The sequence below is a fragment of the Streptomyces monticola genome (assembly GCF_042665355.1).
In the GTDB taxonomy this organism is placed as follows: Bacteria; Actinomycetota; Actinomycetes; order Streptomycetales; family Streptomycetaceae; genus Streptomyces; species Streptomyces monticola.
This window is the reverse complement of sequence record NZ_JBHTCF010000012.1, coordinates 247,155-269,452: the sequence shown is the minus strand read 5'-3', so window position 1 is coordinate 269,452 and position 22,298 is coordinate 247,155. Positions and strand designations below refer to the sequence as shown.

General features: G+C 71.4%; 20 protein-coding genes. 12 read left to right on the top strand and 8 right to left on the bottom strand.

What is annotated here, in order from left to right:
• Window positions 1-135 precede the first annotated feature (135 nt).
• The 7 genes from ACFQVC_RS26690 to ACFQVC_RS26660 all read left to right on the top strand — a co-directional run bounded on the left by ACFQVC_RS26690 (window position 136) and on the right by ACFQVC_RS26660 (window position 9,749).
• A complete protein-coding gene (locus tag ACFQVC_RS26690) occupies window positions 136-975 on the top strand; it encodes a TrmH family RNA methyltransferase (protein WP_381835179.1) in 840 nt (279 codons plus the stop codon).
• A gap of 60 nt (window positions 976-1,035) precedes the next feature.
• The gene (locus ACFQVC_RS26685) at window positions 1,036-2,208 is read left to right on the top strand and encodes a sensor histidine kinase (RefSeq protein WP_381835177.1); all 1,173 of its coding nucleotides are present in this window, start codon (window positions 1,036-1,038) and stop codon (window positions 2,206-2,208) included.
• A 149-nt stretch (window positions 2,209-2,357) separates the two neighbouring features.
• Window positions 2,358-3,485: a phenylalanine--tRNA ligase subunit alpha gene (gene pheS, locus ACFQVC_RS26680; protein ID WP_381835175.1), complete on the top strand. Its 1,128-nt coding sequence runs from the start codon at window positions 2,358-2,360 to the stop codon at window positions 3,483-3,485.
• The gene (pheT, locus tag ACFQVC_RS26675; protein WP_381835174.1) at window positions 3,485-6,010 is read left to right on the top strand and encodes a phenylalanine--tRNA ligase subunit beta; all 2,526 of its coding nucleotides are present in this window, start codon (window positions 3,485-3,487) and stop codon (window positions 6,008-6,010) included. The genes pheS and pheT overlap by 1 nt, the downstream gene beginning before the upstream one ends.
• Before the next feature lie 193 nt (window positions 6,011-6,203).
• On the top strand, window positions 6,204-7,304 hold the full coding sequence (locus ACFQVC_RS26670; RefSeq protein WP_381835172.1) for a PP2C family protein-serine/threonine phosphatase: 1,101 nt from the start codon (window positions 6,204-6,206) through the stop codon (window positions 7,302-7,304).
• Between the two features lie 504 nt (window positions 7,305-7,808).
• Complete coding sequence (locus ACFQVC_RS26665) at window positions 7,809-9,164, top strand: transcriptional regulator (protein ID WP_381835170.1); 1,356 nt, start codon at window positions 7,809-7,811, stop codon at window positions 9,162-9,164.
• A gap of 54 nt (window positions 9,165-9,218) precedes the next feature.
• Window positions 9,219-9,749 (top strand): NUDIX hydrolase, encoded by a 531-nt coding sequence (locus ACFQVC_RS26660; RefSeq protein WP_381835168.1) that lies wholly within the window; start codon window positions 9,219-9,221, stop codon window positions 9,747-9,749.
• Between the two features lie 28 nt (window positions 9,750-9,777).
• On the opposite strand, the gene ACFQVC_RS26655 is transcribed toward ACFQVC_RS26660, so the two are convergent.
• Both ACFQVC_RS26655 and ACFQVC_RS26650 read right to left on the bottom strand, forming a co-directional pair.
• Window positions 9,778-10,035, bottom strand: coding sequence for a hypothetical protein (locus tag ACFQVC_RS26655; RefSeq protein ID WP_381835166.1), 258 nt, complete (start codon window positions 10,033-10,035; stop codon window positions 9,778-9,780).
• 362 nt (window positions 10,036-10,397) lie between these two features.
• Entirely contained in the window at window positions 10,398-11,255 is an 858-nt protein-coding gene (locus ACFQVC_RS26650) for a 3-hydroxybutyryl-CoA dehydrogenase (RefSeq protein ID WP_381835164.1), read from the bottom strand.
• A 167-nt stretch (window positions 11,256-11,422) separates the two neighbouring features.
• Here ACFQVC_RS26650 and ACFQVC_RS26645 point away from each other — a divergent pair, with 167 nt between their 5' ends.
• Complete coding sequence (locus tag ACFQVC_RS26645) at window positions 11,423-12,661, top strand: glycoside hydrolase family 10-like protein (protein ID WP_381835162.1); 1,239 nt, start codon at window positions 11,423-11,425, stop codon at window positions 12,659-12,661.
• 30 nt (window positions 12,662-12,691) lie between these two features.
• Here the strand turns inward: ACFQVC_RS26645 and ACFQVC_RS26640 are convergent, their stop codons facing one another.
• Together ACFQVC_RS26640 and ACFQVC_RS26635 are read right to left on the bottom strand one after the other, a co-directional pair.
• On the bottom strand, window positions 12,692-12,889 hold the full coding sequence (locus tag ACFQVC_RS26640) for a DUF1918 domain-containing protein (protein WP_381835160.1): 198 nt from the start codon (window positions 12,887-12,889) through the stop codon (window positions 12,692-12,694).
• 94 nt (window positions 12,890-12,983) lie between these two features.
• Window positions 12,984-13,994 carry a DMT family transporter gene (locus ACFQVC_RS26635; RefSeq protein ID WP_381835158.1) on the bottom strand — a complete coding sequence of 337 codons (1,011 nt, stop codon included), beginning with the start codon at window positions 13,992-13,994 and terminating at the stop codon, window positions 12,984-12,986.
• Between ACFQVC_RS26635 and ACFQVC_RS26630 the strand changes: the two genes are divergently transcribed.
• On the top strand, window positions 13,993-15,429 hold the full coding sequence (locus ACFQVC_RS26630; protein ID WP_381835156.1) for an aminotransferase-like domain-containing protein: 1,437 nt from the start codon (window positions 13,993-13,995) through the stop codon (window positions 15,427-15,429). The two genes, ACFQVC_RS26635 and ACFQVC_RS26630, sit on opposite strands and share 2 nt — an antisense overlap.
• Window positions 15,430-15,465: 36 nt before the next feature.
• Here the strand turns inward: ACFQVC_RS26630 and ACFQVC_RS26625 are convergent, their stop codons facing one another.
• Window positions 15,466-16,107, bottom strand: a complete 642-nt coding sequence (locus ACFQVC_RS26625) for a DUF6461 domain-containing protein (protein ID WP_381835154.1) — start codon at window positions 16,105-16,107, stop codon at window positions 15,466-15,468.
• 90 nt (window positions 16,108-16,197) lie between these two features.
• On the opposite strand from ACFQVC_RS26625, the gene ACFQVC_RS26620 reads away from it, so the two are divergent.
• Together ACFQVC_RS26620 and ACFQVC_RS26615 are read left to right on the top strand one after the other, a co-directional pair.
• Window positions 16,198-16,614, top strand: a complete 417-nt coding sequence (locus tag ACFQVC_RS26620; RefSeq protein WP_381835152.1) for a GNAT family N-acetyltransferase — start codon at window positions 16,198-16,200, stop codon at window positions 16,612-16,614.
• An 81-nt stretch (window positions 16,615-16,695) separates the two neighbouring features.
• On the top strand, window positions 16,696-17,274 hold the full coding sequence (locus ACFQVC_RS26615; protein ID WP_381835150.1) for a histidine phosphatase family protein: 579 nt from the start codon (window positions 16,696-16,698) through the stop codon (window positions 17,272-17,274).
• An 87-nt stretch (window positions 17,275-17,361) separates the two neighbouring features.
• Here ACFQVC_RS26615 and ACFQVC_RS26610 read toward each other — a convergent pair whose 3' ends face one another.
• Both ACFQVC_RS26610 and ACFQVC_RS26605 read right to left on the bottom strand, forming a co-directional pair.
• A complete protein-coding gene (locus ACFQVC_RS26610) occupies window positions 17,362-18,615 on the bottom strand; it encodes an RNA polymerase sigma factor (protein WP_381835148.1) in 1,254 nt (417 codons plus the stop codon).
• Window positions 18,612-18,965 (bottom strand): YciI family protein, encoded by a 354-nt coding sequence (locus tag ACFQVC_RS26605; RefSeq protein ID WP_381835146.1) that lies wholly within the window; start codon window positions 18,963-18,965, stop codon window positions 18,612-18,614. The genes ACFQVC_RS26610 and ACFQVC_RS26605 overlap by 4 nt, the downstream gene beginning before the upstream one ends.
• A gap of 234 nt (window positions 18,966-19,199) precedes the next feature.
• Between ACFQVC_RS26605 and ACFQVC_RS26600 the strand changes: the two genes are divergently transcribed.
• Complete coding sequence (locus tag ACFQVC_RS26600) at window positions 19,200-21,419, top strand: NADP-dependent isocitrate dehydrogenase (RefSeq protein WP_381835144.1); 2,220 nt, start codon at window positions 19,200-19,202, stop codon at window positions 21,417-21,419.
• 85 nt (window positions 21,420-21,504) lie between these two features.
• On the opposite strand, the gene ACFQVC_RS26595 is transcribed toward ACFQVC_RS26600, so the two are convergent.
• Window positions 21,505-22,281 carry a class I SAM-dependent methyltransferase gene (locus ACFQVC_RS26595; protein ID WP_381835142.1) on the bottom strand — a complete coding sequence of 259 codons (777 nt, stop codon included), beginning with the start codon at window positions 22,279-22,281 and terminating at the stop codon, window positions 21,505-21,507.
• Between the last annotated feature and the right edge of the window lie 17 nt (window positions 22,282-22,298).

Sequence of the window (22,298 nt, the reverse complement as noted above, 5' to 3'; positions counted from 1 at the left end):
CCCTTGTGGTCTGCGGGTCCGACTGCGTCCGGCCCCGCGTGTGCCGTCGTCCGCCGCCTGCCGTCCGCGGGTGGTGGCGGGCCGGTCGCGCCGTTCCCCGCGCCCCTGTCGGGGCCTTCCCCCAAGGTTGGATTCATGGGTGCCGTACCCGAGTTGATCTCCCCGAGGTCGCCGCGCGTCAGCGCCGCCCGACGACTGGCGAAGCGGAACTTCCGCGGCAAGGAGCGGCTGTTCCTCGCCGAGGGGCCGCAGGCCGTGCGGGAGGCGGCCGGACACCGCACCGACGCCGGGCCCACCCTCGTCGAGCTGTTCGCCACCGTCGAGGCCGCCGAACGCTACGCCGACATCGTCGGGGCCGCGCGGGACAGCGGCGCCCGCGTGCACCTCGCCGACGAGTCCGTGATCGCCGACATCTCGACGACCGTCACCCCGCAGGGACTCGTGGGCGTCTGCCGGTTCCTGGACTCGCCGTTCGCGCAGATCCTCGCCGCCCGGCCCAAGCTGGTCGCCGTCCTCGCCCATGTCCGCGACCCCGGAAACGCCGGCACCGTCCTTCGCTGCGCCGACGCCGCGGGCGCCGACGCCGTGGTCTTCACCGACGCCTCGGTGGACCTGTACAACCCCAAGGCGGTGCGTGCCTCGGTCGGTTCGCACTTCCATCTGCCGGTGGCCGTCGGCGTACCGGTCGCGGAGGCCGTGAGCGGCCTGCGGGGCGCGGGAGTCCGGGTGCTCGCCGCCGACGGCGCGGGCGAGGACGACCTCGACGCGGAGCTCGACAAGGGCGCCATGGGCACCCCGACCGCCTGGGTCTTCGGCAACGAGGCCTGGGGGCTGCCGGAGGAGACCCGCGCACTCACCGACGCGGTGGTGCGCGTACCGATCCACGGCAGGGCCGAGAGCCTCAACCTCGCTACGGCCGCCGCCGTGTGCCTCTATGCCTCGGCCCGTGCACAGCGCGCCGGTCGTCCTGCCTGAGGGGGTCCGTTCCGTAACCCTCAGCTAGTAGTGTGACGGGCTCGGAGGTGGGATACGGGGATGAGCGTCGGCACCAGCAGGCCAAGGGGAGTGCGGGGCTCCGCCACGCGTACCCCCGCGCCCCGCGCTGATCGCGGCGATCACAGCGACGACCGTGACCACAGCGATCTCGACGATCTGGGACTCGACCCGGACGATCTGCCGGACGGTCTGGTCGTGGCCGACGAGTCGGGCCAGGTCATCTGTTTCAACGCCGCCGCCGCCCGGATCACCGCGGTCCGCCCCACCGACGCCATCGGCCGCCCCATAGAGCGCGCCCTGCCGCTGGAGGACCTGGAGGGGCGGCGCTGGTGGCAGCTCACCGATCCCTACGGCGGCCTCGCCACCCGGGTCGGCCAGCCCGAGCGCAATCTGCTCCTGCCCGGCGGCCGCGAAGTCCTGGTCACGGCGCGATACGTCCGCAGCCGCCCCACCGGACCGCTGCGCCGTCTCGTCGTCTCGCTGCGGGACACCGAGGCCCGCCGCCGTACCGAGCGCAGCCATGCCGAGCTGATCGCCACGGTCGCGCATGAGCTGCGCTCGCCGCTCACCTCCGTCAAGGGCTTCACGGCGACGCTGCTCGCCAAGTGGGAGCGGTTCACGGACGACCAGAAGAAGCTGATGCTGGAGACCGTCGACGCCGACGCCAACCGCGTCACCCGGCTCATCGCCGAACTGCTCGACATCTCCCGGATCGACTCCGGGCGGCTCGAAGTGCGCCGTCAGCCCGTCGACATCGGGGCCGCGGTCGGCCGGCACGTCCAGGCCCATGTCGCCGCCGGGCAGGCGGCCGACCGCTTTCTCGTGCGTCTCGCACAGCCGCTGCCCGACCTCTGGGCCGACCCCGACAAGATCGACCAGGTGCTCAGCAACCTCCTGGAAAACGCGGTGCGGCACGGCGAGGGAACTGTCACGATCGACGTAGCGCCCTCGTACTCCCCGCGCGAGCGGGCCTGCACCGGCACATCGGTGACCGTCAGCGACGAGGGCACAGGCATCCCGGAGGAGTCCATGAACCGTGTCTTCACCCGCTTCTGGCGGGGCAGCAAGCGCGGCGGGACCGGCCTCGGTCTGTACATCGTGAAGGGCATCGTCGAGGCCCATGGCGGGACGATCACCGTCGGGCGCGGTCCCGCGGGCGGCGCCGAGTTCCGATTTACCCTGCCCGTGGGCACCCCGGCGTATCTCCAGTAGAGAGACCAGTACGAGCCGGAGAGCAGCCCACGGGCGCATTCGCTTCCCCGCACCCCGTTAGACTCGACCTTTGGCGCGTTCGTGTCCGCCGTCGTCGCTGTCGCGGTGGCGGGGACCCCCCAGCCAGCCAATCGGAAGTACGGGAAGAGATGTCGGCACCCAATAAGTCGTACGACCCTGTTGAGGTCGAGGCCTTGAAACCGGAAGAGATCGAGCGGATGCAGGCCGAGGCGCTCGACGCCTTCGCCGCCGCCGCGGATCTCGAGCAGCTGCAGGGGGCCAAGGTCGCGCACACCGGGCCCAGCTCCCCGCTCTCGCTCGCCAACCGTGAGATCGGCGCCCTGCCCCCGCACGCCAAGGCGGACGCGGGCAAGCGCGTGGGCATGGCCCGCGGCGCCGTGAACAAGGCACTCGCCGCCCGCCAGGCCGAGCTCGAGGCCGAGCGTGACGCCCGCGTCCTGGTCGAGGAGGCGGTCGACGTCACGCTGCCCTACGACCGCGTCCCGGCCGGCGCCCGGCACCCGCTGACCACGTTCATGGAGCGCGTCGCGGATGTCTTCGTCGCCATGGGCTACGAGATCGCCGAGGGCCCCGAGGCCGAGGCGGAGTGGTACAACTTCGACGCCCTGAACTTCGTGCCCGACCACCCGGCGCGGCAGATGCAGGACACCTTCTTCGTCGAGGGCCCGGAGGGCACGTCCGGAGACGAGTCCGGTGTCGTCCTGCGCACCCACACCTCGCCGGTGCAGGCGCGCGCACTGCTCGACCGGGAGCCGCCCGTCTACATCGTCTGCCCCGGGCGGGTCTACCGCACCGACGAGCTGGACGCCACACACACCCCGGTCTTCCACCAGATCGAGCTCCTCGCCGTCGACGAGGGCCTGACCATGGCCGATCTCAAGGGCACCCTCGACCACATGGTCACCGCCCTGTTCGGCCCCGGCATGAAGACCCGGCTCCGCCCCAACTACTTCCCGTTCACCGAGCCGTCCGCCGAGATGGACATGGTGTGCTACGTGTGCCGGGGCGAGTCCGTCGGCAACCCCGACAAGCCCTGCCGCACCTGTGGCAGCGAGGGCTGGATCGAGCTCGGCGGCTGCGGCATGGTCAACCCGCGTGTGCTGACCGCCTGCGGCGTCGACCCCCAGAAGTACAGCGGATTCGCCTTCGGGTTCGGCATCGAGCGGATGCTGATGTTCCGCCACAACGTCGAAGACATGCGAGACATGGTCGAGGGTGACGTCCGGTTCACCCGGCCGTTCGGGATGGAGATCTGATGCGGGTCCCGCTTTCTTGGCTGCGGGAGTACGTCGACCTGCCGGCCGGTACGACCGGTCGCGACGTACAGGAGAAGCTCGTCGGTGTCGGGCTCGAGGTGGAGACCGTCGAGCAGCTCGGCGCCGACCTCAAGGGTCCCCTGGTCGTAGGCCAGGTGCTCACCATCGAGGAGCTGGAGGGCTTCAAGAAGCCGATCCGCTTCTGCACCGTCGACGTCGGCCAGGCCAACGGCACCGGTGAGCCGCAGGAAATCGTGTGCGGCGCGCGGAACTTCGCCGTCGGCGACAAGGTCGTCGTGGTACTGCCCGGCGCCACCCTGCCCGGCGGCTTCGAGATCTCCGCGCGCAAGACGTACGGCAAGAAGTCGCACGGCATGATCTGCTCCGGCGACGAGCTGGGCATGGGCGACGACGGCAGCGGGGGCATCATCGTGCTCCCGCCCGAGCACGAGGTCGGCACCGACGCCATCGAGCTGCTCGAACTCGTCGACGAGGTCCTGGACATCGCCGTCACGCCCGACCGCGGCTACTGCCTGTCGATGCGCGGCGTCGCCCGTGAGACCGCCACCGCCTACGGCCTGCCGCTGCGCGACCCGGCGCTGCTCGACGTGCCCCCGCCCAACTCGTACGGCTACGTCGTGAAGGTCTCCGACCCGATCGGCTGCGACCGCTTCACCGCGCGCACCGTCACCGGCCTGCACCCCGAGGCGCGCTCCCCGATCTGGCTGCGGCGCCGCCTGCAGAAGGCCGGGATGCGCCCGATCTCGCTGGCCGTGGACGTCGCCAACTACGTGATGCTGGAGCTCGGCCAGCCGCTGCACACCTACGACCGCTCGAGTCTGGACGGCCCGATCGGCGTGCGCCGTGCCGAGCCCGGCGAGAAGCTCACCACCCTCGACGGCGTCCAGCGCGTCCTGGACGCCGAGGACCTGGTGATCACCGACAACCGCGGGCCGATCGGCCTGGCCGGTGTCATGGGCGGCGCCAACACCGAGATCGCCGACGCCGAGATCGACCCGGAGACGGGCGAGGCCAACGGCACCACCGACGTGGTCATCGAGGCCGCCCACTTCGAGCAGCTCTCCATCGCGCGCACCGCCCGCCGCCACAAGCTGGCGTCCGAGGCGTCCAAGCGCTTCGAGCGCGGTGTCGACCCGCAGGCCGCGCCCGCCGCGGCCCAGCGCACCGTCGACCTGCTCGTGCTGCTCGCGGGCGGCACCGCGGAGGCCGGTGTCACCGAGGTCATCGCGCCCACCGCGCCGCGCACGATCACCATTCCGGCGAACCACCCGGACAAGGTCGCGGGCGTCGACTACGGCCGCGAGACCGTCGTACGCCGGCTGCAGGAAGTCGGCTGCGACGTCTACGGCCAGGACGATCTGACCGTCACCGTGCCGTCCTGGCGGCCCGATCTGACCGACCCGAACGACCTGGCCGAAGAGGTCATCCGCCTGGAGGGCTACGAGAACCTGCCCTCCACGCTGCCCTCGCCGCCCGACGGCATGGGCCTGACCGAACGGCAGCGCACCCACCGCCGCGTCGGCCGCGCCCTGGCCGGGGCCGGCTATGTCGAGGCGCTGAACTACCCGTTCATCGGTGAGCAGGTCTTCGACCAGCTGCAGCTGGCCGCGGACGACACCAACCGCCGCGTCGTGAAGCTGGTCAACCCGCTCTCCGACGAGGAGCCCGCGCTCCGTACGACGCTGCTGCCCGGCCTGCTCCAGGCCCTGCGCCGCAACGACAGCCGCGGCAGCCACGATCTGGCGCTCTTCGAGACCGGCACGGTCTTCCACCCGCGCGAGGAGCAGCGCACCGCGGTGCGGCTCCCGGTGGACCGCCGTCCGACCGACGAGGAGCTGACGCAGGGCCTCGACGAGGCCCTGCCGTACCAGTGGCGCAATGTCGCCGTCGTCCTCGCGGGCGCCCGCGAACAGGCCGGCTGGTGGGGCAAGGGCCGCCCGGCCGACTGGGCGGACGCCATCGAGGCGGCCCGCACCGTCGCCCGTGAGACCGGTGTCGAACTCACCGTCCGCAAGGGCCAGTACGGCCCGTGGCACCCCGGCCGGTGCGCCGAGTTCGTCGTCACGGCGGACGGCGCGGACAAGGTCGTCGGGTACGCGGGCGAGCTGCACCCGCGCGTGGTCAAGGCGCTCGGGCTGCCCGACCGCACCTGCGCGATGGAGCTGGAGCTCGACGCCCTGGTGGCCGACGAGGTGCTCGCGGCGCCGCGGATCTCCACCTTCCCGGTGGCCACGCAGGATGTCGCCCTGGTCGTCGACGAGTCCGTGCCCGCGGCCGATGTCGAGCAGGCGCTGCGTGAGGGCGCGGGTGAACTCCTCGAGTCCATCCGGCTGTTCGATGTGTTCACCGGTGAGCAGCTCGGCGAGGGCAAGAAGTCCCTCGCCTACGCGCTGCGGTTCCGCGCCGGTGACCGCACCCTGACCGTCGAGGAGGCGACCGCGGCCCGCGATGCCGCCACCGCACTCGCCGGTGAGCGCACGGGAGCGGTGCTCCGCGGGGCCTAGGGCGCACACGGCGCGTACGTCCGACGCGCAAAGTCCCTGGTGAGGGGCGCACTTGGAGAACCAAGTGCGCCCCTCACTCGTTCGGGTGAGAAGTGCGGGCGATCTGGCCCGATCGGTCCATGTGGTCGACAGAATCGATCCGGCCGTAGGGGCCGGCCTGCGAGCTGTTCAGGGCCATAGGGAGGCCAACGGCATGATCCGCATCAGGGCCAGGGCTCCCTTCAGGGCCGGGCTCGGCGAGGCCGGAGCGCGCACGGAGCAGTCGCGCGTCCGGCGCGCTTTCACACTTGCCCTGCCCACCGTGTGGGGCGCCGTGGCGATCACATACAAACTCACCTGCCCGCTCGCGCAGCAGGACGGACTCGGCGCCCGGATCGCCACCAGTGCCGTGTTCTTCGCCGTCGGCACCGGACTGATACTGGGTGTACGACGCGCTCTGCTGCAGGAGTTGGCGCAGATCAGAGAGGTCGCCGGCGCGGCCCAGCGCGTACTGCTGCGCCCGCTGCCGCCCCGTCTCGACGGTCTGGCCATCGCGGCCGGGCAGCTGTCCGCGCACCGCGGCGCGGCCGTCGGCGGCGATCTCTACGAAGCCGTGGCCACCGACCATGGCGTGCGGGTGGTCATGGGCGATGTCCGCGGCCATGGCCTCACCGCGATCGGCACGGTCGCCGCGGTCCTCGGCTCCTTCCGCGAGGCCGCGCACGACGAGGCCGAACTCGCCGGTGTACTGCGCCGCCTGGAGCGCGCCATGCACCGGCATCTGCGGGAACGCTCGCGGGCCGAGCACCCCGCGGCCTGCGGGGCCGAGCCGGACAGCCCGCTGGCCGAGGAGTTCGTGACGGTGCTGCTCCTTGAGATCCGCCCCGACGGCGAGGTGCTCGCGCTCAACTGCGGTCACCCGTGGCCGTACCGGCTCGGCCGCCGGGTGGAGCGGGTGGCCGGCGGTGACCCGCTGCCGCCGCTCGGGCCCTTCCCGCTCCCCGACGACCTGCCGGTGCGCAGCTGCGGACGGCTGCGCCCCGGTGACGCGCTGTTCCTGCACACGGACGGCGTCGAGGACGCCCGGGACACGGAGGGCCGGTTCTTCCCGCTGACGAGCGCACTCGCCGACGCCGTGCGATCGGCGCCGGTCGCCCCCGAGTCCGTGATCCACGCGGTGCACGGCGCATTGCTGCGCTACACCGGGGGACGGCTCTCGGACGACGTGGCCCTGCTGGTGCTGCGCAACGACCGGCGGCGGGTGCCGCAGCAGCCCACAGAATCTGTCATTCCGCGGGCCCGCACGGTGAGTTGAGCGCTCTCCGCCGGAGAAATGAGCCGGTGCCCGTGCCGGGTGAGTGCGGCAGGTCCCGGCCGGCACCGCCCGCCGGGCCGCGGAATTCGGCAGGCAGCCGGGCGAACGGTGCGAAGAACGGCCGCCGCTATTCGAGGGGGAGCCGGCGGCCCGGCCGCCTCTGGCGGAGCCAGAAGATCCGGCCCAGGGGAGCCGAACGAGCTTCATTCAACTGAGCCCGGCCGGTGGCGTGCAGAGCGTGTACCGCGTGGATGCGGGCACTCCGTTCACACCCCGTGTGAAGGCCACTCGATTACGCTGGCGGAACTGAGGCACATCGACGACACCTCTCCACCGGTGGTGCCAGGCCCTGTTGGCCTGCCCGTGGACCTGTCTCTCGCGCCACGGCAGATCGCCCCCCTATTCCCGCGCGTGGGGGCGCGCTCCGGTGAGGTCCGGACCGACTGCGACGCATGGGTGCGTGAGGTGCCGTGCGGTTGCCGCACTGAATCACCGGAGGGTGAAATGCAGCCCAACACCCTGCTCGACGCGATCCTCGACGAAGCCGGCATCTCCCACGCGGGTCTCGCCGCCCATGTGAACCAGGTGGGCAAGGCCAGAGGCCTGGCACTGCGGTACGAACACACCGCGGTCGCCCGCTGGCTGAAAGGCCAGCGGCCCCGCGGTCAAGTGCCGGACCTGATCTGTGAAGTGCTCGCCGCCCGGCTCCAGCGCCCCGTCACACTCGACGACATCGGCCTCGGTGTGCCCGGCCGCCCGGCCGGGGGACAGGGCGCCATCGGCATGGGTTCCACGCTGTCCGGGTTCGTGGAGCGGGCCACCGCCCTGTGGCGGTCCGATATGCAGCAGCGCCCGCACATCCTCGGCGCACCGGCGGTCACCGGCACCCCGGCCGTCATGCCGGTATGGGAGTGGGAGAACCCGCCGGAGGACGTGGACGTCTCCCGCGGCGGGCGGATGCGGGTCAGCATGACCGATATCGAGATGCTGCGCTCGGCGCGTGCGCACTACGAGCAGATGTACCGCAAGACCGGTGGCATCGCGACCCGCGCCCGGATCGTCGGCTTCCTCAACGCCGAAGCGGCTCCGCTGCTCCGCGGCAGCTATACGGACGCCACCGGCCGCCAACTGCATCGCGCCACCGGCGGGTTGGTCGCCGTGGCCGGTATCTGTGCCTATGACTCGGACTCGCACGGTCTGGCCCAGCGCTACTTCCACCAGGCGCTGCGCCTGGCGAAGGCCAGCGGAGACCGGGGACTTGGCGCCTATGTGATAGCCCTGCTCGTCAACCAGTCCCTGTTCATGCGGGAGTTCCGGCAGTCCGTGGCCTTCGCCGAGGCCGCTCTGCGGGCGGCCGGCCGGCATATCACCCCGGCCCTCGCCGCCGATCTGTACGCCATGCAGGCCAAGGCGTACGCACACCTCGGCGACGGCAGCAGCGCCCTGTCCTGCATCCGCAGGGCGGAGTCGGCGGCCGAACGTATCCACCGCCGTCACGAGCCGGACGAGACCGGCTACGTACAGCCCGGCCTTGTCAACGTACAAGTGGCGGAAGCGCTGTTGAGCCTCGGCGATCTGAGCGCGGCCCGCGAGCACTCGGACACGGCCGTGGACACCCCTGCCCATGACCGGGGCAGAGTGCACCGGCTCGCGGTGCTCAGCCAGATCGAACTGCGTCAGGGGGAGGCCGACAAGGCGGTGGCCACTGCCGTCGAAATGGCCGAACAGGCACGGGGGATGGAGTCCCAGCGACTGCGCGACCGCCTGCGGGCGGTACGCGAGCACCTGGTGCGCAACGGCTGCTCGGGCACGGCCGAGGCGGCGGCTCTGATCGACGGAGCGCTGCGCGTACCGCTGTAGGCACACCCTCCTGCTGCGATATTGCCATCTATCTCGGCGGAAGGTGGCAGAACCGTGCAGTGGACGAAACTGAAAGAACAAACTGTGTATGAAAACCGCTGGTTTCAGGTCAACCTCGCGGATGTCGAGCTGCCGGACGGGCGGCATCTCGATCACTTTCTGATCCGGTTGCGGCCGGTGGCCGTGGCCACGGTCGTCAACCAGGCCAATGAGGTCCTGTTGCTCTGGCGGCACCGCTTCATCACCGACAGCTGGGGCTGGGAACTGCCCGCAGGGGTGGTCGAGGACGGTGAGGACATCGCCGTGGCGGCGGCGCGCGAGCTGGAGGAGGAGACCGGCTGGCGGCCGGGAACGATGCGGCACTTGATGAGCGTCGAGCCCTCCAACGGGCTCACGGACGCCAAGCACCACATCTACTGGTCCGACGAGGGCACCTACATCGGGCATCCCGAGGATGATTTCGAGTCGGACCGGCGCGAGTGGGTCCCGCTGAAACTCGTCCCCGACATGGTCGCCAGGGGCGAGGTCCCGGCCGCCAACATGGTGGCTGCCCTGTTACTTCTCCACCATCTGCGGCTCGGCTAGGCCGTGTTGAGCACGTCCTGGTCTCCGGCTACCGGCCGACGGCCTGCCAGATCGCCACCACAAGCGCCCCGAGGGCCGCCAGGACGGCAAGGGCGGGCAGGGGCCAGCGATTGTGTTCCAGAGCCGCGACGCGGGTGCTCAGATCGTCCAGGTCCTTCCTGTTCTGTTCGTCGCACTGAGTGAGCAGGGCCAGTCTGCCGTCGACCTGGACGAGGCCCACCTCGATGCAGCGCCGCAACTCTGCGTATTCCTCGGGGACCACGGTTTGCTCGGGGTCGGTGGTCACGCTTGCGCTCCTTTCCAGCAGTGATTCACATCCCCCTTTACGCGCACACACAGTCAATCCTCCTGGTCGACGAGGCGGGAGCGTGTGCGCAGGGCATATGCGGGTCTGGGGCGCACACCCTGTGCGAAACGAATGGGCCCGGCACCCCTCAAGCGGTGCCGGGCCCCGGATAACCGGCCCTTTCTGGCTGGATCGATACGCAGCGTGGCTGAATCGATCGGTACGGGCGGGCCGTTGGGTGAATCAGGAACTACTGCGGATTACGGAGAACTTCGCTGCGCAGCGCGTACGCGGGGAAATTCCGGTTCGCTCGGTACGTGTGCGCTGTACGCGTGCTCAGTACGGGCGCGCAGTACGTCTGCTCAGTACGTGTAGAAGCCCGAGCTCGACTTCCGGCCGAGGCGCCCCGCGTCCACCATGCGCTGCAGCAGCGGGGGAGCGGCGTAGAGCGGCTCCTTGTACTCGGCGTACATCGAGTCGGCGACCGAGGCGACGGTGTCGAGGCCGATCAGGTCGGCCAGCTTCAGCGGGCCCATGGGGTGGGCGCAGCCCAGCTCCATGCCGTTGTCGATGTCCTCGCGCGAGGCGATGCCGGACTCGAACATCCGGATCGCGGAGAGCAGATACGGGATGAGCAGGGCGTTGACCACAAAGCCCGAGCGGTCCTGGGCGCGGATCGCGTGCTTGCCGAGCACCTTCTCGACCACGGCCTCGGCCCGGCTGATGGTGCCCTCGGAGGTGGTCAGCGCCGGGATCAGCTCGACCAGCTGCTGCACCGGCGCCGGATTGAAGAAGTGGATGCCGATGACCTGGTCCGGGCGCGAGGTCGCGACGGCCAGCTTGACCAGCGGGATGGAGGAGGTGTTGGAGGCGAGGATCGCGTCCTGCCGGGTCACCACCTGGTCGAGGACCTGGAAGATCTCGGTCTTGATCTGCTCGCTCTCGACCACGGCCTCGATCACGAGGTCACGGTCGGCGAACTCGCCGAGGTCGGTGGTGAAGGTGAGGCGCGCGAGGGTCGCGTCCCGCTCCTCCTCCGTGATCTTGCCGCGCTCCGCGGCCTTCCCCAGGGAGTTGTACAGCCGCGTGCGGCCGATCTCGAGGGCTTCGCCGGTGGTCTCAGCGACCTTGACATCGAGGCCGGCGCGGGCGCAGACCTCCGCAATGCCCGCCCCCATCTGGCCACAGCCCACTACTCCGACGCGTGCGATATCGCCCATAAGGTCGGTCACCTTGTGCCTTTCGCTGATCTTCGGCCCGGCAGCGCGCGTACGACAACAGCGTCTGCCTCGGCGAAGACGTTACTCCGCGCCGACTGGTGTCCGACCGGCCGGGGCGGGCATGCTGTGCGTCACACACGGACATCAGTCGCAGGGGGTGGCATACGGTGCGAATCACTCGGCGAGGGCTCGGACTGGCAGCGGCGGCGGTGCTGACGGGGCTCGCCACGGCCTCGGACGCGGTGGCGCGCGAGGACCGTGAGCGGCGGGCCGGGGGTGCCCGTGAGTTCCGCGGGATGTGGCTGGCGACGGTGGCCAACCGGGACTGGCCCTCGCGGCCCGGCCTCACGGCGGCCGAGCAGCGGGCCGAGCTCCTGGCGTATCTGGACGTGGCGGTCGCCCGCCGTCTGAACACGGTGATCCTGCAGGTGCGGCCCACCGCCGATGCCCTGTGGCCGTCGCCGTACGAGCCGTGGTCGGTGTATCTCACCGGGGTGCAGGGCAAGGACCCGGGCTGGGACCCGCTCGGCACCGCGGTCGCGGAGGCCCACAAGCGCGGTCTCGAACTGCACGCCTGGTTCAACCCCTACCGGGTCGCCGGTCACGCCGACCCCTCGAAGCTGGTCGCCACCCACCCCGCGCGCGTGCACCCCGACTGGGTCGTGCCGTACGCCGGGAAGCTCTACTACAACCCCGGCCTGCCCGAGGTCAGACGCTTCGTCCAGGACGCGATGCTCGACGCGGTGCGGCGCTATCCGGTCGACGCGGTGCACTGGGACGACTACTTCTACCCGTATCCGGTCGCGGGCCAGGTCTTCGACGACGACGCGGCCTTCGCGCGCTACGGCGGCGGCTTCCCGGACCGAGCGGCCTGGCGCCGGGACAACACCAACCAGCTGGTGCGCGAGATGGCCGTCCGGATCCCGAAGGTGCGCAAGGGGGTGCGCTTCGGCATAAGCCCCTTCGGGGTCTGGCGCAATCGCGCCACCGACCCACTGGGCTCCGACACCACCGCGGGTGTGCAGACCTACGACGACCTGCACGCCGACACCCGTATGTGGGTCAAGCGCGGCTGGCTCGGCTATGTGGTGCCGCAGCTGTACTGGAACATCGGCTTCCAGGCCGCCGACTACGCGAAGCTGCTGCCCTGGTGGGCGGAGGTGGCCCGGGGCACGGGCGTGCGCCTCTACGCCGGTGAGGCCCTGTACAAGGCCGGCGATCCGGCGCAGCCCGCGCCCTGGCAGGACCCGGCCGAGCTGTCCCGGCATCTGACGCTCGCCGAGGACTACCCGCAGGTGCGCGGGCACGCCTACTTCTCCGCGAAGGAAGTGGCGGCCGACCGCAACGGGGCGATGGCCCGGGTGGTGGCCGACCACTACCGGCGGCCGGCCAGGCCGCCCCGGTGAACGCCTGCTCGCCGTCAGGGCTTGAAGCGCCTATTCGCCGGTGGTGCTGAAGGGACGTACGACGGTGTCGGGTCCCGGCGACATCAGGGTCTCGTGACCGTCCTCGAAGCGGACGCGGTACGGAGGGGTGCCGTCCTCGCCGAGGACTTCGATGACCTCCGCCGTGCGGTCGTGCTGCCCGACGATCCTGCCGTGCACCAGGAGCTTGTCGCCCACGCTTGCCTGCATCGGTGGTGACCTCCCTGTCCCTTGGAGGGGTGGGTAGCGATCCGTGGCCGTAAGTCTACGGCCGGGGCTAGCCGTTGGGACCCCCGAGGGCCGCTCAGCCACGTGCGCGCTGGGTGATCGCGATGCAGACGAGCACGGCGAGCGCGGTCAGCGGCGCCGCGACCGGCAGGACCTCGCCGAGCAGCAGGACCGACCAGACGAGGGTGAGCAGTGGCTGGGCGAGCTGGAGCTGGCTGGCCTTGGGGACGCCGATCGTGCCCATGCCCCGGTACCAGGCGATCAGACCGAACCACTGCGAGCCGACCGCCAGCCAGATCATGCCCGTCACGCTGTGCGCGGTCAGCCGGACCGGCTCGACGGCGAGGGTGAACCACGTGGCCACCGCGGCGAGCGGCAGGCACAGGACCAGGGCCCAGCCGATGACATGCCAGCCGGGCATCACGCGCGCGAGCCGGCCGCCTTCGGTGTAGCCCGCGGCGCAGATGAGGAGTGCGGCGAAGAGATACAGATCGGCGGTCGACAGGGCGCCGCCGCTCTGCTGCACGGTGAACGCGATGACGGCCGCGGCGCCCGCGAGTGCCGCCGTCCAGAAGGTCCTTGACGGGCGTGCTCCGGTACGAAGGGCCGAGAACAGGGCCGTCGTCAGCGGCAGCAGGCCCACCACCACCGCCGCGTGCGCGGTCGTGGAGGTCTGCAGGGCGAGCGTGGTGAGCAGCGGGAAGCCGACCACCACACCGGCGGCCACGACCGCGAGTCCGGCCCAGTGCCTGCGCTCGGGCAGCGGCACGCGCAGGGCGAGCAGACAGGCGCAGGCGAGCAGTCCCGCGAGCAGACTGCGCACCGCCACCAGGGACCAGGGCCCGAAGCCCTCCAGGCCCCATGCGGTGGCCGGGAAGGTGAGCGAGAAGGCGGTGACGCCGAGGGCTGCCTGCAGGGTGCCGGATGCGGTGCTGCCGGACGCGGTGCTGCCGGTGACCGTGCCGGCGGTGGCGGTGGCGCCCTGAGTCGTGGGCGGTGCGGTCGGCGAGGGTGCCGCGGCCGGCGTGGCCCCGGACCCGTCAACTGCTATCCGGCTCGTGCGAGTAGCGCTATCCTGTGCTGTCATGCAAGAGCGTAGCAGCGTAGGTGACTTGGCAGAACTCCTTCGGGGCGAAGTGAAGCGCTACTCGCCAGGTGGGAAGCTGCCATCGAGTCGGGCACTGATCGAGAAGTACCGCGTGAGCCCCGTGACCGTGTCCCGCGCCCTCGCGCAGCTGGCCGCGGAGGGTCTGGTCGTCACCCGGCCGGGCGCCGGTGCTTTCCGGGCCGAGCCGCACGCCGCCGCCGAACCGGCCGGTGACACCTCCTGGCAGCAGCTCTCCCTGAGCGCCGACGCCGCCGCCGAACTGGTGCCGCGCGCCGTCGACGCGTCCGGCGTCCTGGCCAGTCTGGCCGCGCCGCCCGCCGGGGTCGTGGAGTTCAACGGCGGCTATCTGCATGCCTCGCTGCAGCCCGAGCGCGCCATGGCCGCGGCCCTCGCCAGGGCCGGGCGACGCCCCGGCGCCTGGGGGCGGCCGCCGATGGACGGGCTGCCCGAGCTGCGCGAGTGGTTCGCCCGCGGCTGCGGCGGCGCGATCACCGCCTCCGAAGTGCTGATCACGTCGGGCGGCCAGTCCGCCCTGACGACCGCGCTGCGGGCCCTCGCCCCGCCCGGTGCGCCGGTCCTGGTCGAATCGCCCACGTACCCCGGCATGCTGGCCATCGCGCGGGCCGCCGGGCTGCGGCCTGTGCCCGTGCCGGTCGACACCGGTGGCGTCCGTCCCGAGCTGCTCGCCTCCGCCTTCAAGGCGACCGGCGCGCGGGTCTTCGTCTGCCAGCCGCTGTTCCAGAACCCCACGGGGGCGGTGCTCGCCGCCGACCGGCGCCGCGATGTGCTGCGTATCGCGCGCGAGGCGGGGGCGTTCATCGTCGAGGACGACTTCGTGCGCCGGCTCGTGCACGAGGACGCGGGGCCGCTGCCCGCGCCGCTGATCGCCGACGACCCCGACGGGGTCGTCGTGCATGTCTGCTCGCTGACCAAGGCGACCTCGCCGAGCTTCCGTGTCTGCGCCCTGGTGGCCCGTGGGCCGGTCCTGGAGCGGCTGCGGGCGATCCAGATCGTCGACAACTTCTTCGTGCCGCGGCCGCTGCAGGAAGCGGCACTCGAACTGGTCGGCTCGCCGGCCTGGAACCGTCATCTGCGGTCCGTGGCAGGGCAGTTGAAGGAACGCCGTGACGCCATGACGTCCGGGCTCCTGCGCGAGGTGCCCGAGCTGTCCCTGCCGCACATCCCCACCGGCGGCTACCACTTGTGGCTGCGCCTCCCGGACGGCGCCGACGAGACAGGGCTTGTCACCGCGGCGCTGCGGGCCGGTGTGGCGATCACGCCTGGGCGCCCCTACTTCTGCGCCGAACCCCCCGCAGGACACGTCCGGTTGAGCTTCGCGGGACTCGCGGGCGCCGCGGAGATCGGTGAGGGGGTACGGCGGCTGCGGCGGGCCTGTGACGCGGTCTTCGGGTGAGGTGCGGCGGGCCGCAGGCCGTGAAGCGTGCCGGAGTCAGGCGTCCGGGTCCGGGGCCAGGGCGCCGGTGAACTCGACGGTCGCCAGGAGCTCGGCGGTGAGCCGCACTCCGGTGAGGCGCTCGGCGAGGGCGAAGACGGCCTCCGTATGCAGGGAGTAGTCGCGCTCGTCGCCGTCGGAGAGGTCGAAGCCCACGTCGCGCATGACGTCCGTGAGGGCGTCCGGTGTGCTGCCGTCGCGCTCGAACGCGAACAACGGCTCGAAGTGCAGCCGCAGTTCGCCGTCCTCGTACCAGTGGAAGTGGTCGAGCGCGTTGACGTTCCGGAAGTGGGAGACGGCGGTCGTGCCGCGTGACAGCGGGCCGAGCACCTCGCCGAAAGCGCCCAGATAGCCATTGGGCTCGACCATCAGCGTCCAGTCGCCGAGCCGGGCCACCGCGACGAACAGCTGCTCGCCGTCGTGCTCGTCCCACGCGTCGTACGCGGGTTCCAGGAGCTCTTCGACGCCCTTGACGTGTATGTACGGTGTGGCGCCGATGTGGCTGAGCAGTTCATCGGGTGTGCGGTCGCGGACCAGTGAGAGGCAGTACGCCTCCGCGAGGCCGCTGAATCGTTCTTTGAGCCAGCGGTAATCCGCCGCCGTCGCTGCACTCGTCTCACTCGTCGTCGCGTCACTCATGCCCGCAGCATCGCACCGGCCACTGACAACGCCTGCGACGGTTCGCAAACCGATTCGACGCACGCCGTCCCACCTGCGAGCCTTTCCGCCATGACCGAGTACGAGATCTCCACGGACCCCGGCCGGATCGACGCCGCGCGGGTGCACACCTGGCTGTCCACCGACGCCTACTGGGCGCTCGGCCGCAGTCGCGAGAAGCAGGATGCTGCCATGGCCGGATCGATCAACTTCGGGGCGTACGACCCGGATTCGGGGGAGCAGGTGGCGTATGCACGAGTTGTCACTGATCACTCCACCTTCGCCTGGCTCTGTGATGTGTACGTGGATCCGGCGGTACGCGGCCGGGGGCTCGGCGTCGCGCTCGTCGCCGCCGTCCGTGACGAGCTCGAACCCTGCGGGCTGCGGCGGATCCTGCTCGCCACGGGGGACGCGCACGGGGTCTACGAAAAGCTCGGCTTCAAGGGCCTGGAGGACCCCGGGAAGTGGATGGCGTACGGCCGGCAGTGACGGCTCGCACGCACACCTCGTGCCCCGGCCGTCACAAAGTCACCACTTGACCTGCGCAGCCCCTCCCTCCACGATCACCGCATGCACGTTCGGGTCACGCTCCTAGCCGCCGCTCGCAGCTCTTCGATGCTCGCGGAGCGGTTCGACGACGACCGGCCGCTCGACCAGGCGGGCTGGCACGAGGTGCAACTGGCCGCACACGCCCTGGTGCCGCTGGGCGCCGCTGAACTGCGCTACTGCTCGCCGAGTCAGCGCAGCCGCGCGACCGGTGACGCGCTCGGCTTCGCGCCGCTCGCGCAGCCCGCCCTGCGCGACTGTGACATGGGCCGCTGGCGTGGCATGACCCTCGCGGACGTGACCGCGCGCGAGCCCGCCGCCGTCGATGCCTGGCTGGGCGACCCGCGGTCCGCGCCGCACGGCGGTGAGTCCCTGCTGGGGTTCATCTCGCGGGTCGGCCAGTGGCTCGACACCCGGCCCGCCGACGACGGCGCCCGGATCGTCGCCGTGGCCGAGCCCGGGGTGGTGCGGGCGGCCCTGGTGTACGCCCTGAAGGCGCCGCCTGCGACGTACTGGAACATCGACGTCCGCCCCCTGTCGACGGTCACAGTCACCGGTCGGTCGGGCCGCTGGAGCCTGCGCCTGGAGGGAAGCTCCGTGTGAACCGCCGGGACGCTCTCGACTGCGGCCGGTGTGACGGCGCCGCCGGGTGCTCCCCACTGCCGCCGGTGTGATCCCGCCGGGACGCTCTCAATCGCCGCCGACGTCCCGGCGCCGCCGTTCCAGGAACGCGCGCTCCGCCTCGTTCTCCGTGCGGGCGATGGCCGCCTCGTAGGCTGTCATCGCTTCCGCGCGGCGGCCGAGGCGGCGCAGCAGGTCCGCGCGGACGGCGTGGAAGACGTGGTAGCCGTCGAGCGCGAGACCGTCGACGAGGTCGAGGGCCGGCTGCGGACCCTCGACCTCGGCCACCGCCACCGCGCGGTTCAGCGCCGCCACCGGGCCCGGTGCGACGGCGAGCAGCTGGTCGTAGAGACGCAGGATCTGCCGCCAGTCCGTGGCGGCGGCCGAGGGCGCGTCGCTGTGCACGGCGTTGATCGCGGCCTGGATCTGGTAAGGGCCCGGCTGGTCGCGCCGCAGGCAGCGGCGCACCAACTCCTGTCCTTCGGCGATGAGTTCACCGTCCCAGCGGTCGCGGTCCTGGTCGGCGAGAAGGACGAGTGTGCCGTCGGGCCCGGTGCGGGCGGCCCGCCGTGACTCGGTGAGCAGCATCAGGGCGAGCAGCCCGAGTACCTCGGGCTCGTCCGGCATCAGCTCGGCGAGCAGCCGGCCGAGGCGGACCGCCTCCGCACACAGGTCGGCGCGGGCCAGAGTCCCGCCCGAGCTGGCCGTGTGGCCCTCGTTGAAGACCAGATAGACCACGGCGAGTACGGTGCGAAGCCGGTCGGGGAGATCGGCGTCCGCCGGTACCCGGTACGGGATGCGCGCGGCGCGGATCTTGCCCTTGGCCCGCACGATGCGCTGCGCCATCGCCGGCTCCGACACCAGGAACGACCGGGCGATCTCCGCGGTGGTGAGGCCGCCGAGCAGGCGCAGGGTCAGGGCGACGCGGGCCGCGGGGGCGAGCGCCGGGTGGCAGCAGGTGAAGATCAGACGCAGCCGGTCGTCCCGCACGGGCCCCTCCTCGGGCAGCTGGTCCTCGGGCACGCCCTCCTGGGACGCGCCTGACGCGCGGCCGTGCAGCAGGGCGGCCTGCGCGTGCTTGTCCGCGCGGGTCGCCTCGCGGCGCAGCCGGTCCACCGCGCGGTTGCGGGCGGTGGTGATGATCCACCCCGCCGGGCTCGGCGGGAGCCCGGCCTCCGGCCACCGCCGTACCGCCTCCGCGAAGGCGTCCTGGACCGCTTCTTCGGCCATGTCGATATCGCCGAAGGCGCGCACCAGGGCGGCCACCGCGCGTCCGTACTCCTCCCGGAAGACGCGTTCGACCTCTTCGCGGAGGACGGTCACGTACAGGTTCCGAAGTGCAGCGGCCGCACCTCGATCGGCAGCGTGAGGGCCGTGGCGACCTTGCGTCCCCAGGCGAGGGCCTCGTCGAGGTCGGCGGCCTGGATGACGGTGAAGCCGCCGATGTGCTCCTTGCCCTCGATGTACGGGCCGTCGGTGGTCAGCACCTCGTTCCCGTCATGGCGCAGCACGGTCGCGGTGTCCGGCGGGTGCAGTCCGCCGGCGAACACCCAGGCACCGGCCTCCCGCATCTCGGTGTTCACGGCGTCCAGATCCCGCATGATCGGCTCAAGGACCTCGGGCGCGGGCGGTTCACCGTCGGGCTGGTAGATGCTGAGCAGGTACTGCTGCATGGGGATGGCTCCTTACTGTGGCGGCCGGTCCGCTGCCGGCCTCTCACCCTCTATACGAACGGGACCGACCCGGATCGACATCCGCGCGCGGACCGCCCGGGAAAACTTTCCGCCACGGGAACCGGCCGTCCGCTGTCGGCGGACACGGGCCCCTGTCCGTAAGGCCGCCGCCACGAGATATCTTGATGTCGAGCAATTCCGACCGATGCAGCAGACGTGGAGCGGAGCACCCCGGTGACTGACTCGACCATCATCTACACCCACACTGACGAGGCCCCGGCCCTGGCGACGCATTCGTTCCTGCCGGTGGTCCAGGCGTACGCCTCGACGGCCGGTGTCGCTGTGGAGACCCGTGACATCTCCCTGGCGGGGCGGATCATCGCCGGTTTCCCCGAGTACCTCGAGGAGGGCCAGCGCATCGAAGACGCCCTCGCGGAGCTCGGCGAGCTGGCCAAGACCCCCGGCGCGAACATCATCAAGCTGCCGAACATCTCGGCGTCCATCCCGCAGCTGAAGGCCGCCATCGCGGAGCTGCAGGCCCAGGGCTACGCGCTGCCCGCCTACCCGGACGACCCGAAGACCGACGAGGAGCGCGAGATCGGCGCCCGCTACGACAAGGTCAAGGGCTCCGCCGTCAACCCGGTCCTGCGTGAGGGCAACTCCGACCGCCGCGCCCCCGCGTCGGTCAAGAACTACGCCAAGGCCCACCCGCACCGCATGGGCGCCTGGACCCCCGAGTCGAAGACGAACGTCGCGACCATGGGCGCGAACGACTTCCGCTCCACCGAGAAGTCCACCGTCATCGCCGAGGACGGCTCGCTGCGTATCGAGCTGGTCGCCGAGGACGGCACCACCACCGTCCTGCGCGAGTCGGTACCGGTGCTCGCCGGTGAGGTCGTCGACGCCTCCGTGATGCACGTCGCCGAGCTGCGTGAGTTCCTCACCGCGCAGATCGCCCGCGCCAAGGCCGAGGGCGTGCTGTTCTCCGTGCACCTCAAGGCCACGATGATGAAGGTCTCCGACCCGATCGTCTTCGGCCATGTGCTGCGCGCCTTCTTCCCGAAGACCTTCGAGCAGTACGGCGAGACCCTCGCCGCCGCCGGTCTCTCCCCGAACGACGGCCTCGGCTCGATCCTCAAGGGCGTCGAGGCGCTGCCGAACGGCGCCGAGATCAAGGCGTCCTTCGAGGCCGAGATCGCCGAGGGCCCCGAGCTCGCCATGGTCGACTCCGACAAGGGCATCACCAACCTGCACGTCCCCAGCGACGTCATCGTGGACGCCTCCATGCCGGCGATGATCCGCACCTCCGGCCACATGTGGGGCCCGGACGGCGGCGAGGCCGACACCCTGGCCGTCCTGCCGGACTCCAGCTACGCGGGCATCTACCAGGTCGTCATCGACGACTGCCGTGCCAACGGCGCCTACGACCCGTCCACCATGGGCTCGGTGCCGAACGTCGGCCTGATGGCGCAGAAGGCCGAGGAGTACGGCTCCCACGACAAGACCTTCGAGGTCCAGGCCGCGGGCACCGTCCGTCTCGTCGACACCGCCGGCAATGTGGTCCTGGAGCAGAAGGTCGCCGAGGGCGACATCTTCCGTGCCTGCCAGACCAAGGACGCCCCGATCAAGGACTGGGTCAAGCTCGCCGTGACCCGTGCCCGTGCCACCGGCGACCCGGCGGTCTTCTGGCTGGACGAGACCCGCGCCCACGACGCGCAGCTGATCGAGAAGGTCAAGCAGTACCTGCCGGAGCACGACACCAGCGGTCTGCAGATCGAGATCATGGCGCCGGTCGACGCCATCGCGTTCTCCCTGGAGCGCATCCGCCGCGGCGAGAACACCATCTCCGTCACCGGCAACGTCCTGCGTGACTACCTGACGGACCTGTTCCCGATCCTGGAGCTGGGCACCAGCGCCAAGATGCTCTCCGTGGTCCCGCTGATGAACGGCGGCGGCCTCTTCGAGACCGGCGCGGGCGGCTCCGCCCCGAAGCACGTGCAGCAGCTGGTCAAGGAGAACTACCTGCGCTGGGACAGCCTGGGCGAGTTCCTCGCCCTCGCGGTCTCCTTCGAGCACCTCGCGCAGACCACGGGCAACGCCCGCGCGCAGATCCTGGCCGACACCCTGGACCGCGCGACGGCCACGTTCCTGAACGAGAACAAGTCCCCGGCCCGCAAGCTCGGCAGCATCGACAACCGCGGCAGCCACTTCTACCTGTCCCTGTACTGGGCCCAGGAGCTGGCGAAGCAGACCGAGGACGCGGCGCTCGCCGAGGCGTTCGCGGAGCTGGCCAAGGCGCTCACCGAGCAGGAGCAGACGATCGTCGACGAACTGCTCGCGGTGCAGGGCTCCCCGGCCGACATCGGCGGCTACTACCAGCCCGACGCGAAGAAGGCCTCGGCGGTCATGCGCCCGTCGGCCACCTTCAACCAGGCCCTGGGCACGCTCGCCTGACGCGTGCGTGAGCGGTGGCCGAGCCACCGCCGACTGCCACGACCGCCCCGGCCGGAGCATCTGCTTCCGGCCGGGGCGGTGTCGGTCAGCGGCGGGCGAGCACCAGGAACTCCCCGTCCCCTGCCCCGACGGGCTCGCGCGCCCAGCCCCCGTGGATCCGCTCGACGGCGAACCCGGCCGCGCGCAGGGAGGTCCGCAGTTCGTGCTCGGTGCGGAAGCGGAGCGTTGCCTCGCTGAGGAGTTCGGTGCCGTCGGGGAACAGGTGATGGAGAGTGAAGCCGACCGAGACCGGGGGAGCGGGGTCCGCCGCGCTCTTCGCTGCCGGCTCGGCTCCCGTGACGGCGGTGACCTCGGTCCACGTGGTGACGGTGCGGCCGTCCGGCAGCAGCACTGTCCGGCGTGAGTCGGCCGGGTTCCAGCGCTCCCAGGCGCGGGCCCGCGGGTCCCGGGTGTCGAAGACGAGACGGCCACCCGGGACGAGCGACCGGTGCAGGTCGGCGAGCGTCCGGGCCCAGGCGTCGTCCGTCACGAAGAACTGCGCGACATGGCTGGACATGACCACCAGGTCGAAGGCCCCGTCCGGCGCGTTCGCCGCCGTACCGTCCACCCAAGTGACCTGCTCCGCACCGGACTTGGCGCGTGCCGCCGCGAGCGAGGCCGGCGCGGGGTCGATCCCGGTCACGGTGTGCCCGGCCGCCGCCAGGCCGAGGGTGAGCCGGCCGGTGCCGCAGCCCAGGTCGAGGACGCGGGCGCCGGGCGTCTCGGCGGCCACGGACCGGAAGAAGTCGTCGTCGAGGCCCCAGCGGTACGCGGCGTCGTAGACGGCCACGAGCCGGGGGTCGAGGAACTCGCCGTGCAGCATCGGGGGATCGTAGCCGG

What these genes read in the sequence shown, in the direction of transcription:
- ACFQVC_RS26625 (WP_381835154.1), bottom strand. Translation starts at nt 16,107, where the DNA reads ATGAGTGACGCGACGACGAGTGAGACGAGTGCAGCGACGGCGGCGGAT.
- ACFQVC_RS26630 (WP_381835156.1), top strand. Translation starts at nt 13,993, where the DNA reads ATGCAAGAGCGTAGCAGCGTAGGTGACTTGGCAGAACTCCTTCGGGGC.
- ACFQVC_RS26605 (WP_381835146.1), bottom strand. Translation starts at nt 18,965, where the DNA reads ATGCAGCAGTACCTGCTCAGCATCTACCAGCCCGACGGTGAACCGCCC.
- ACFQVC_RS26665 (WP_381835170.1), top strand. Translation starts at nt 7,809, where the DNA reads ATGCAGCCCAACACCCTGCTCGACGCGATCCTCGACGAAGCCGGCATC.
- pheS (WP_381835175.1), top strand. Translation starts at nt 2,358, where the DNA reads ATGTCGGCACCCAATAAGTCGTACGACCCTGTTGAGGTCGAGGCCTTG.
- pheT (WP_381835174.1), top strand. Translation starts at nt 3,485, where the DNA reads ATGCGGGTCCCGCTTTCTTGGCTGCGGGAGTACGTCGACCTGCCGGCC.
- ACFQVC_RS26620 (WP_381835152.1), top strand. Translation starts at nt 16,198, where the DNA reads ATGACCGAGTACGAGATCTCCACGGACCCCGGCCGGATCGACGCCGCG.
- ACFQVC_RS26685 (WP_381835177.1), top strand. Translation starts at nt 1,036, where the DNA reads ATGAGCGTCGGCACCAGCAGGCCAAGGGGAGTGCGGGGCTCCGCCACG.
- ACFQVC_RS26640 (WP_381835160.1), bottom strand. Translation starts at nt 12,889, where the DNA reads ATGCAGGCAAGCGTGGGCGACAAGCTCCTGGTGCACGGCAGGATCGTC.
- ACFQVC_RS26670 (WP_381835172.1), top strand. Translation starts at nt 6,204, where the DNA reads ATGATCCGCATCAGGGCCAGGGCTCCCTTCAGGGCCGGGCTCGGCGAG.
- ACFQVC_RS26615 (WP_381835150.1), top strand. Translation starts at nt 16,696, where the DNA reads ATGCACGTTCGGGTCACGCTCCTAGCCGCCGCTCGCAGCTCTTCGATG.
- ACFQVC_RS26595 (WP_381835142.1), bottom strand. Translation starts at nt 22,281, where the DNA reads ATGCTGCACGGCGAGTTCCTCGACCCCCGGCTCGTGGCCGTCTACGAC.
- ACFQVC_RS26650 (WP_381835164.1), bottom strand. Translation starts at nt 11,255, where the DNA reads ATGGGCGATATCGCACGCGTCGGAGTAGTGGGCTGTGGCCAGATGGGG.
- ACFQVC_RS26690 (WP_381835179.1), top strand. Translation starts at nt 136, where the DNA reads ATGGGTGCCGTACCCGAGTTGATCTCCCCGAGGTCGCCGCGCGTCAGC.
- ACFQVC_RS26635 (WP_381835158.1), bottom strand. Translation starts at nt 13,994, where the DNA reads ATGACAGCACAGGATAGCGCTACTCGCACGAGCCGGATAGCAGTTGAC.